Raw genomic sequence first — 7,723 nt, forward strand, 5'->3', positions numbered from 1 at the left:
ATGACGAGTCCCGCACAGCGCCACATGATGCGGGTCTCGGCAGCGATGACCGCGCAGCGGGAAGCCGCCCCGCTGCGACATGCAACTGTCTATGAGCAGATGCTGGTTAAGCTCGCCGCAGACCAGCGCACACTGAAAGCGATTTATTCAAAAGAGCTGAAGGCCGCGAAAAAACGCGAACTGCTGCCGTTCTGGTTGCCGTGGGTGAACGGCGTGCTGGAGCAGGGCAAAGGTGCACAGGATGACATTCTGATGACGGTCATGCTGTGGCGTCTGGATACCGGCGATATTGCCGGTGCGCTGGAGATTGCCCGTTATGCCCTGAAGTACGGTCTGACCATGCCGGGTAAACACCGCCGTACCCCGCCGTACATGTTCACCGAGGAGGTAGCGCTTGCGGCCATGCGCGCTCACGCTGCCGGTGAGTCTGTGGATACCCGCCTGCTGACGGACACCCTTGAACTGACCGCCACGGCTGACATGCCTGATGAAGTGCGCGCAAAGCTGCACAAAATCACCGGTCTGTTTCTGCGTGACGGTGGTGATGCCGCCGGTGCGCTGGCTCACCTGCAACGTGCGACACAGCTCGACTGTCAGGCAGGCGTCAAAAAAGAGATTGAACGACTGGAGCGGGAGCTGAAACCGAAGCCGGAGCCGCAGCCCAAAGCGGCCACCCGCGCCCCGCGTAAGACCCGGAGCGTGACACCGGCAAAACGTGGACGCCCGAAAAAGAAAGCCAGTTAACAACCGAATGCGCCCCGCGCCAGGGCGGCACGCCGGTCAGTGTGGGTGAATCACCTGACGCTGTACCGGCGTCCACCGCCCGACTTTTCTGAGGTAGTCATGATGACGCTGATTATTCCGCGAAAGGAGGCTCCCGTGTCCGGTGAGGGTACGGTGGTCATCCCGCAACCGGCAGGCGACGAGCCGGTGATTAAAAACACGTTCTTTTTTCCCGATATCGACCCGAAGCGCGTCCGGGAACGTATGCGCCTTGAGCAGACCGTCGCCCCCGCCCGTCTGCGTGAGGCCATCAAGTCAGGCATGGCGGAAACAAATGCGGAGCTGTACGAGTACCGCGAACAGAAAATTGCCGCCGGTTTTACGCGTCTGGCGGACGTCCCGGCGGACGACATCGACGGTGAAAGCATCAAAGTTTTTTACTACGAGCGCGCCGTGTGTGCGATGGCGACCGCGTCGCTTTATGAGCGTTACCGCGGCGTGGATGCCAGTTCGAAAGGCGACAAGAAGGCTGACAGCATTGACAGCACCATTGATGAACTGTGGCGGGATATGCGCTGGGCGGTGGCGCGTATCCAGGACAAGCCGCGCTGCATCGTGAGTCAAATCTGATGAAGACCTTTGCGCTACAGGGCGACACGCTCGACGCCATCTGTGTCCGGTATTACGGGCGCACTGAGGGCGTGGTTGAGACCGTGCTCGCCGCAAATCCGGGACTGGCTGAACTGGGTGCGGTGCTGCCGCATGGCACCGCCGTCGAACTGCCCGACGTTCAGACCGCGCCCGTGGCTGAAACTGTCAATCTGTGGGAGTAACGCATGACAGCAGAAGAAAAAAGCGTCCTGTCGCTTTTCATGATTGGGGTGCTGATTGTTGTCGGCAAGGTGCTTGCCGGTGGTGAACCCATCACCCCGCGTCTGTTTATCGGGCGCATGTTGCTCGGTGGTTTTGTCTCGATGGTTGCCGGTGTTGTTCTGGTGCAGTTTCCTGACCTGTCACTGCCTGCGGTGTGCGGTATCGGCTCCATGCTGGGTATCGCCGGTTATCAGGTGATTGAGATTGCCATTCAGCGCCGTTTTAAGGGCAGGGGGAAACCGTAATGCCGGTAATTAACACGCATCAGAATATCGCGGCCTTTCTCGACATGCTGGCCGTGTCCGAAGGGACGGCGAATCATCCGCTGACGAAAAACCGGGGCTATGACGTGATAGTCACCGGACTGGACGGGAAGCCGGAAATTTTCACTGACTACAGTGACCACCCGTTCGCGCATGGCCGACCGGCGAAGGTGTTTAACCGTCGCGGTGAAAAATCCACGGCCTCCGGTCGCTATCAGCAGCTTTACCTGTTCTGGCCGCACTACCGCAAACAGCTTGCCCTGCCGGATTTCAGTCCGTTGTCACAGGACAGGCTCGCCATTCAGTTGATCCGCGAACGCGGTGCACTGGATGACATCCGGGCGGGACGCATTGAGCGCGCCATTTCACGCTGTCGCAATATCTGGGCGTCCCTGCCGGGTGCCGGTTACGGTCAGCGTGAGCATTCACTGGAAAAACTGGTCACCGTCTGGCGTACCGCTGGCGGTGTACCGGCTTAAACGGAGTAAACACCATGAAGAAATTATCCCTTTCACTGATGCTGAATGTGTCGCTGACGCTGATGCTGGCACTGTCCCTGATTTACCCGCAGAGCGTGGCCGTCAGTTTTGTCGCCGCCTGGGCGATTCTGGCGACGGTTATCTGTGTGGTTGCCGGTGGTGTCGGCGTGTATGCCACGGAGTATGTACTGGAACTCTACGGGCGGGAGCAGCCACCGGAATCGCTGGCCGTGAAGATTGTCTCGTCGCTGTTTTTGCAGCCGGTGCCGTGGCGCAGACGGGCGACGGCTCTGGTGGTGATGGTGGCGACGTTTGTCTCGCTGATTGCTGCCGGGTGGATTTTTACCGCGCTGATTTATCTCATGGCGTCGCTGTTCTTCCGGTTGGTACGTACGGCCTGCCGTCAGCGTTTTGAGGGGCGGGAACCATGTCAAAGCTGATGACTGTGCTGGTTGTGTTGTTATCGCTGGCGGTGGCGGGGCTGTTTCTGGCGAAGCATGAAAACGCCAGCCTGCGCGCCTCGCTGGACAGGGCGAATAACGTCGCCAGTGAACAGCAGGCGACCATCACCATGCTGAAAAATCAGCTTCATGTTGCCATCACCAGGGCAGACAAAAACGAGCTGGCGCAGGTGGCACTGCGTCAGGAACTGGAAAACGCCGCGAAGCGTGAAGCACAGCGCGAGAAAACCATCACGAGGTTACTGAATGAAAACGAGGATTTTCGCCGCTGGTATGGCGCTGACCTGCCTGATGCTGTGCGCCGGTTGCACCAGCGTCCGGCCTGCACCGACGCCAGTGATTGTCGCCAACGCCTGCCCGAAAGTGAGTCTTTGCCCGATGCCGGGCAGTGACCCGCAGACGAACGGCGATTTAAGTGCCGATATCCGGCAGCTTGAGAACGCGCTGGCACGCTGTGCCAGCCAGGTAAAAATGATTAAACACTGTCAGGACGAAAACGATGCTCAAACCCGACAGCCTGCGCAGGGCGCTGACTGATGCCGTCACGGTGCTGAAAACCAGTCCCGAGATGCTGCGGATATTCGTGGATAACGGGAGTATTGCCTCCACACTGGCGGCGTCGTTGTCATTTGAAAAGCGTTACACGCTCAATGTCATTGTGACCGACTTTACCGGTGATTTTGACCTGCTCATCGTGCCGGTGCTGGCGTGGCTGCGGGAAAATCAGCCCGACATCATGACCACCGACGAAGGCCAGAAAAAGGGCTTCACGTTTTATGCAGACATCAACAATGACAGCAGCTTTGATATCAGCATCAGCCTGATGCTGACCGAGCGCACGCTGGTCAGTGAGGTGGACGGCGCGCTGCATGTGAAGAATATCCCGGAACCTTCGCCGCCGGAGCCGGTCACCCGCCCGATGGAGCTGTATATCAATGGCGAACTGGTGAGCAAGTGGGATGAATGAGTTTAAGCGTTTTGAAGACCGGCTGACCGGACTGATTGAGTCGCTGTCACCGTCAGGGCGTCGGCGACTGAGTGCCGAACTGGCGAAACGTCTGCGGCAGAGTCAGCAGCGTCGGGTGATGGCTCAGAAAGCCCCGGACGGCACACCCTACGCGCCACGCCAGCAGCAGAGCGCCAGAAAAAAGACTGGTCGTGTTAAGCGAAAAATGTTTGCGAAACTTATCACCAGTCGTTTTTTGCATATCCGCGCCAGCCCGGAACAGGCATCAATGGAGTTTTACGGCGGGAAGTCACCGAAAATCGCCAGTGTGCATCAGTTCGGTCTGTCGGAAGAAACCCGGAAAGACGGTAAGAAAATTGATTATCCGGCGCGTCCTCTGCTCGGCTTTACCGGTGAGGATGTGCAGATGATTGAAGAGATTATCCTGGCTCACCTCGACCGTTAGTTGTGCCATTCCCGACACCTCATCGTCACATTGCCGCCGGTATGACCCGGCGGCATCCTTCCCGTTATGAACACTCTCGCAAATATTCAGGAACTCGCGCGCGCACTGCGCAACATGATACGCACCGGCATTATCGTCGAAACCGACCTTAACGCCGGTCGCTGCCGTGTGCAGACCGGCGGCATGTGCACCGACTGGCTTCAGTGGCTGACCTGTCGTGCCGGGCGTTCGCGCACATGGTGGGCACCTTCCGTGGGGGAGCAGGTGCTGATTCTGGCCGTGGGCGGTGAACTTGACACGGCGTTTGTTCTGCCGGGGATTTATTCCGGCGATAACCCCGCGCCGTCTGCGTCGGCGGATGCCCTGCATATCCGTTTCCCTGACGGGGCGGTGATTGAATATGAACCCGAAACCAGTGCACTCACGGTAAGCGGAATTAAAACGGCCAGCGTGACGGCTTCTGATTCTGTTACTGCCACGGTACCGGTGGTCACGGTGAAAGCGTCAACCCGTGTCACTCTGGACACACCGGAAGTGGTCTGCACTAACAAACTGACTACCGGCACGCTGGAAGTGCAGAAGGGCGGGACGATGCGCGGCAACATTGAACACACCGGCGGTGAACTCTCATCAAACGGTAAGGTACTGCATACCCACAAACACCCCGGCGACAGCGGCGGCACAACCGGGAGTCCTTTATGACAGCGCGTTATCTCGGAATGAATCGCAGTGATGGCCTGACGGTCACTGACCTTGAGCATATCAGCCAGAGTATCGGCGATATCCTGCGCACACCGGTCGGCTCACGGGTGATGCGTCGTGATTACGGCTCGTTGCTGGCGTCAATGATTGACCAGCCGCAGACTCCGGCGCTTGAGTTGCAGATTAAGGTCGCCTGTTACATGGCAGTGCTGAAATGGGAACCCCGCGTCACCCTGTCATCCGTCACCACGGCGCGCAGTTTTGACGGGCGAATGACGGTCACGTTAACCGGTCAGCACAACGACACCGGCCAGCCACTTTCGTTAACCATCCCTGTGAGTTGAAACCATGCCGATTATCGACCTGAACCAGCTACCCGCACCGGATGTGGTCGAGGAGCTGGACTTTGAAACCATTCTCGCCGAACGCAAGGCGACACTGATTTCCCTTTACCCGGAAGACCAGCAGGAGGCGGTCGCCCGTACCCTGACGCTGGAATCTGAGCCTCTCGTCAAACTGCTGGAGGAAAATGCTTATCGTGAGCTTATCTGGCGTCAGCGTGTGAATGAGGCCGCACGGGCTGTGATGCTGGCCTGTGCAGCCGGTAATGACCTTGATGTGATTGGTGCCAATTACAACACCACGCGCCTGATTATCACTCCGGCAGATGATTCGACTATCCCGCCGACACCGGCAGTGATGGAATCTGACACCGATTATCGTCTGCGTATTCAGCAGGCGTTTGAAGGTTTAAGCGTCGCCGGGTCGGTGGGTGCCTATCAGTATCATGGCCGCAGTGCCGACGGGCGTGTCGCGGATATCTCTGTCACCAGTCCGTCTCCGGCCTGCGTCACTATCTCTGTGCTGTCACGTGAAAATAACGGTGTCGCATCCGAAGACCTGCTGGCCGTGGTGCGTAACGCCCTTAATGGCGAGGACGTCAGGCCGGTGGCTGACCGTGTGACCGTGCAGTCTGCCGCCATCGTTGAATACCAGATAAACGCCACGCTGTATCTTTACCCTGGTCCAGAAAGCGAACCCATCCGCGCCGCCGCCGTGAAAAAACTGGAAGCGTATATCACGGCACAGCACCGGCTGGGGCGCGATATCCGTCTGTCTGCCATTTATGCCGCTTTGCATGTGGAAGGCGTGCAGCGTGTCGAACTGGCTGCACCGCTGGCCGACATCGTGCTCAACAATACGCAGGCGTCTTTCTGTACTGAATACCGCGTCGTGACCGGAGGCTCGGATGAGTGATTCGCGCCTGCTGCCAACCGGCTCATCGCCGCTTGAAGTTGCCGCCGCAAAAGCCTGTGCGGAAATTGAAAAAACGCCGGTCAGTATTCGTGAGCTGTGGAACCCGGACACCTGCCCGGCAAATCTGCTGCCGTGGCTGGCGTGGTCATTTTCGGTTGACCGCTGGGATGATAAGTGGCCGGAAGCGACAAAACGCGCTGTTATCCGCGATGCGTATTTCATTCACTGCCATAAGGGCACTATAGGCGCAATCCGGCGTGTGGTGGAGCCGCTCGGCTATCTGATTGAGGTGAGGGAGTGGTGGCAGCTCAACGAGGAGCCGGGGACGTTCCGTATCGTTGTTGGCGTGCTTGAGCAGGGTATTACCGAGGAAATGTATCAGGAGCTGGAGCGCCTCGTTGCTGATGCAAAACCGGCAAGCCGCCATCTGACGGGACTGGCTATCAGTTTAAGTACAACCGGCAACATTTTTGCCGGTGCGGGATGCTATCACGGCGACGCCCTGACGGTTTATCCCTACACCCCGGAGGCCATTATTGTCGGAGGGGATTATTTCCCGGCCTCGGCCATTCATTTAATTGATAACCTGAGAGTAAACGCATGACAGTGAAATACTACGCCATTCTGACTAATCAGGGCGCAGCACGGCTGGCTAACGCGACGATGCTCGGCAGTAAGCTGAATCTGACGCAAATGGCCGTTGGTGATGCGAATGGTGTCTTGCCGACACCAGACCCGGCACAGACAAAACTGATTAACCAGAAACGCATCGCGCCGCTGAATCTTCTGAGTGTTGACCCGAACAACCAGAGCCAGATTATTGCGGAGCAAATCATCCCTGAGAACGAGGGCGGATTCTGGATCCGTGAGATTGGGCTTTATGATGATGAAGGCGTACTCATTGCGGTGGCGAACTGCCCGGAAACGTACAAACCGCAGTTGCAGGAAGGCAGTGGTCGTACCCAGACTATCCGCATGATTCTGGTTGTCACGAATACCGAAGCTATCACGCTGAAAATCGACCCGTCGGTGGTACTGGCGACCCGTAAATACGTGGATGATGAAGTCCTGGAATTAAGGCTGTATGTGGATGACCAGATGAGCAAACACATTGCCGCACAGGACCCTCATACCCAGTATGCGCAGAAACATAATCCGACATTTACCGGAGAACCAAAAGCGCCGACGCCTGCCGCAGGAAATAACACCACGCGGATTGCGACCACTGAGTTTGTTCAGGCTGCTATTACCGCTCTGATTAACGGCGCGCCAGCCACGCTGGACACACTGAAAGAAATTGCCGCGGCCATTAACAATGACCCGAAATTCAGCACCACCATTAACAATGCGCTGGCAGGTAAACAACCGCTGGACAATACGCTGACTCATTTGAGTGGAAAGGATGTTGCCGGTCTTCTCGCATACCTTGGTTTAGGCGAAACGATAAATCTGGCTGCGGGCGCAGTCCAGAAAACTGGCGATGAGATGAACGGGAAGTTAACCCTGCCACAGACATCTTCCTTCGGCGTGAATACTAATAACACACTGGGCGG

14 protein-coding genes and 2 pseudogenes are annotated in these 7,723 nt (G+C 57.4%); all 16 read left to right on the forward strand.

Translation table 11 applies throughout. The annotated features are described in order from the left end of the window. Positions 1 to 744 (forward strand): terminase endonuclease subunit, encoded by a 744-nt coding sequence (locus ACH0WD_RS19955; protein ID WP_000203444.1) that lies wholly within the window; start codon positions 1 to 3, stop codon positions 742 to 744. A gap of 99 nt (positions 745 to 843) precedes the next feature. Then, positions 844 to 1,353 (forward strand): head completion/stabilization protein, encoded by a 510-nt coding sequence (locus tag ACH0WD_RS19960; RefSeq protein ID WP_000988638.1) that lies wholly within the window; start codon positions 844 to 846, stop codon positions 1,351 to 1,353. After that, positions 1,353 to 1,556 (forward strand): tail protein X, encoded by a 204-nt coding sequence (locus ACH0WD_RS19965; RefSeq protein ID WP_000846409.1) that lies wholly within the window; start codon positions 1,353 to 1,355, stop codon positions 1,554 to 1,556. Before ACH0WD_RS19960 ends, ACH0WD_RS19965 begins: the two co-directional genes overlap by 1 nt. 3 nt (positions 1,557 to 1,559) lie before the next feature. Next, complete coding sequence (locus ACH0WD_RS19970; protein WP_000123123.1) at positions 1,560 to 1,841, forward strand: phage holin family protein; 282 nt, start codon at positions 1,560 to 1,562, stop codon at positions 1,839 to 1,841. Continuing rightward, positions 1,841 to 2,338: a glycoside hydrolase family 104 protein gene (locus ACH0WD_RS19975; RefSeq protein WP_001144101.1), complete on the forward strand. Its 498-nt coding sequence runs from the start codon at positions 1,841 to 1,843 to the stop codon at positions 2,336 to 2,338. Before ACH0WD_RS19970 ends, ACH0WD_RS19975 begins: the two co-directional genes overlap by 1 nt. Positions 2,339 to 2,352: 14 nt before the next feature. Further along, positions 2,353 to 2,778 (forward strand): DNZ54_00345 family protein, encoded by a 426-nt coding sequence (locus ACH0WD_RS19980; protein WP_001749230.1) that lies wholly within the window; start codon positions 2,353 to 2,355, stop codon positions 2,776 to 2,778. Further along, positions 2,766 to 3,191 (forward strand): Rz-like lysis system protein LysB, encoded by a 426-nt coding sequence (lysB, locus tag ACH0WD_RS19985; RefSeq protein ID WP_001697717.1) that lies wholly within the window; start codon positions 2,766 to 2,768, stop codon positions 3,189 to 3,191. Before ACH0WD_RS19980 ends, lysB begins: the two co-directional genes overlap by 13 nt. Further along, positions 3,073 to 3,336, forward strand: a complete 264-nt coding sequence (gene lysC / locus ACH0WD_RS19990; RefSeq protein WP_223228211.1) for an Rz1-like lysis system protein LysC — start codon at positions 3,073 to 3,075, stop codon at positions 3,334 to 3,336. The genes lysB and lysC overlap by 119 nt, the downstream gene beginning before the upstream one ends. Continuing rightward, on the forward strand, positions 3,299 to 3,766 hold the full coding sequence (locus tag ACH0WD_RS19995) for a phage tail protein (protein ID WP_001749231.1): 468 nt from the start codon (positions 3,299 to 3,301) through the stop codon (positions 3,764 to 3,766). The genes lysC and ACH0WD_RS19995 overlap by 38 nt, the downstream gene beginning before the upstream one ends. Further along, positions 3,759 to 4,211, forward strand: coding sequence for a phage virion morphogenesis protein (locus ACH0WD_RS20000; protein WP_001001786.1), 453 nt, complete (start codon positions 3,759 to 3,761; stop codon positions 4,209 to 4,211). Before ACH0WD_RS19995 ends, ACH0WD_RS20000 begins: the two co-directional genes overlap by 8 nt. Positions 4,212 to 4,277: 66 nt before the next feature. Beyond that, complete coding sequence (locus ACH0WD_RS20005; RefSeq protein ID WP_001093697.1) at positions 4,278 to 4,913, forward strand: phage baseplate assembly protein V; 636 nt, start codon at positions 4,278 to 4,280, stop codon at positions 4,911 to 4,913. Beyond that, positions 4,910 to 5,257, forward strand: a complete 348-nt coding sequence (locus ACH0WD_RS20010; protein ID WP_000127163.1) for a GPW/gp25 family protein — start codon at positions 4,910 to 4,912, stop codon at positions 5,255 to 5,257. The genes ACH0WD_RS20005 and ACH0WD_RS20010 overlap by 4 nt, the downstream gene beginning before the upstream one ends. 4 nt (positions 5,258 to 5,261) lie before the next feature. Then, positions 5,262 to 6,170 carry a baseplate assembly protein gene (locus ACH0WD_RS20015; protein ID WP_001121473.1) on the forward strand — a complete coding sequence of 303 codons (909 nt, stop codon included), beginning with the start codon at positions 5,262 to 5,264 and terminating at the stop codon, positions 6,168 to 6,170. After that, a complete protein-coding gene (locus ACH0WD_RS20020) occupies positions 6,163 to 6,774 on the forward strand; it encodes a phage tail protein I (protein WP_001285340.1) in 612 nt (203 codons plus the stop codon). Before ACH0WD_RS20015 ends, ACH0WD_RS20020 begins: the two co-directional genes overlap by 8 nt. Further along, positions 6,771 to 7,614: pseudogene (locus tag ACH0WD_RS20025) on the forward strand (phage tail protein); the annotation flags it as partial. The gene ACH0WD_RS20020 and the pseudogene ACH0WD_RS20025, both read left to right, overlap by 4 nt. Then, positions 7,596 to 7,723 (forward strand): annotated as a pseudogene (locus ACH0WD_RS20030) (phage tail protein); the annotation flags it as partial. The pseudogenes ACH0WD_RS20025 and ACH0WD_RS20030, both read left to right, overlap by 19 nt.

Source organism: Salmonella sp. 2020_1395 (genome assembly GCF_043848115.1).
GTDB classification, from domain to species: Bacteria; Pseudomonadota; Gammaproteobacteria; order Enterobacterales; family Enterobacteriaceae; genus Salmonella; species Salmonella enterica.

Coding starts and splice junctions, on each gene's coding strand:
- ACH0WD_RS19955 (WP_000203444.1), top strand. CDS start 1: ATGACGAGTCCCGCACAGCGCCACATGATGCGGGTCTCGGCAGCGATG.
- ACH0WD_RS19960 (WP_000988638.1), top strand. CDS start 844: ATGATGACGCTGATTATTCCGCGAAAGGAGGCTCCCGTGTCCGGTGAG.
- ACH0WD_RS19965 (WP_000846409.1), top strand. CDS start 1,353: ATGAAGACCTTTGCGCTACAGGGCGACACGCTCGACGCCATCTGTGTC.
- ACH0WD_RS19970 (WP_000123123.1), top strand. CDS start 1,560: ATGACAGCAGAAGAAAAAAGCGTCCTGTCGCTTTTCATGATTGGGGTG.
- ACH0WD_RS19975 (WP_001144101.1), top strand. CDS start 1,841: ATGCCGGTAATTAACACGCATCAGAATATCGCGGCCTTTCTCGACATG.
- ACH0WD_RS19980 (WP_001749230.1), top strand. CDS start 2,353: ATGAAGAAATTATCCCTTTCACTGATGCTGAATGTGTCGCTGACGCTG.
- lysB (WP_001697717.1), top strand. CDS start 2,766: ATGTCAAAGCTGATGACTGTGCTGGTTGTGTTGTTATCGCTGGCGGTG.
- lysC (WP_223228211.1), top strand. CDS start 3,073: ATGGCGCTGACCTGCCTGATGCTGTGCGCCGGTTGCACCAGCGTCCGG.
- ACH0WD_RS19995 (WP_001749231.1), top strand. CDS start 3,299: ATGCTCAAACCCGACAGCCTGCGCAGGGCGCTGACTGATGCCGTCACG.
- ACH0WD_RS20000 (WP_001001786.1), top strand. CDS start 3,759: ATGAATGAGTTTAAGCGTTTTGAAGACCGGCTGACCGGACTGATTGAG.
- ACH0WD_RS20005 (WP_001093697.1), top strand. CDS start 4,278: ATGAACACTCTCGCAAATATTCAGGAACTCGCGCGCGCACTGCGCAAC.
- ACH0WD_RS20010 (WP_000127163.1), top strand. CDS start 4,910: ATGACAGCGCGTTATCTCGGAATGAATCGCAGTGATGGCCTGACGGTC.
- ACH0WD_RS20015 (WP_001121473.1), top strand. CDS start 5,262: ATGCCGATTATCGACCTGAACCAGCTACCCGCACCGGATGTGGTCGAG.
- ACH0WD_RS20020 (WP_001285340.1), top strand. CDS start 6,163: ATGAGTGATTCGCGCCTGCTGCCAACCGGCTCATCGCCGCTTGAAGTT.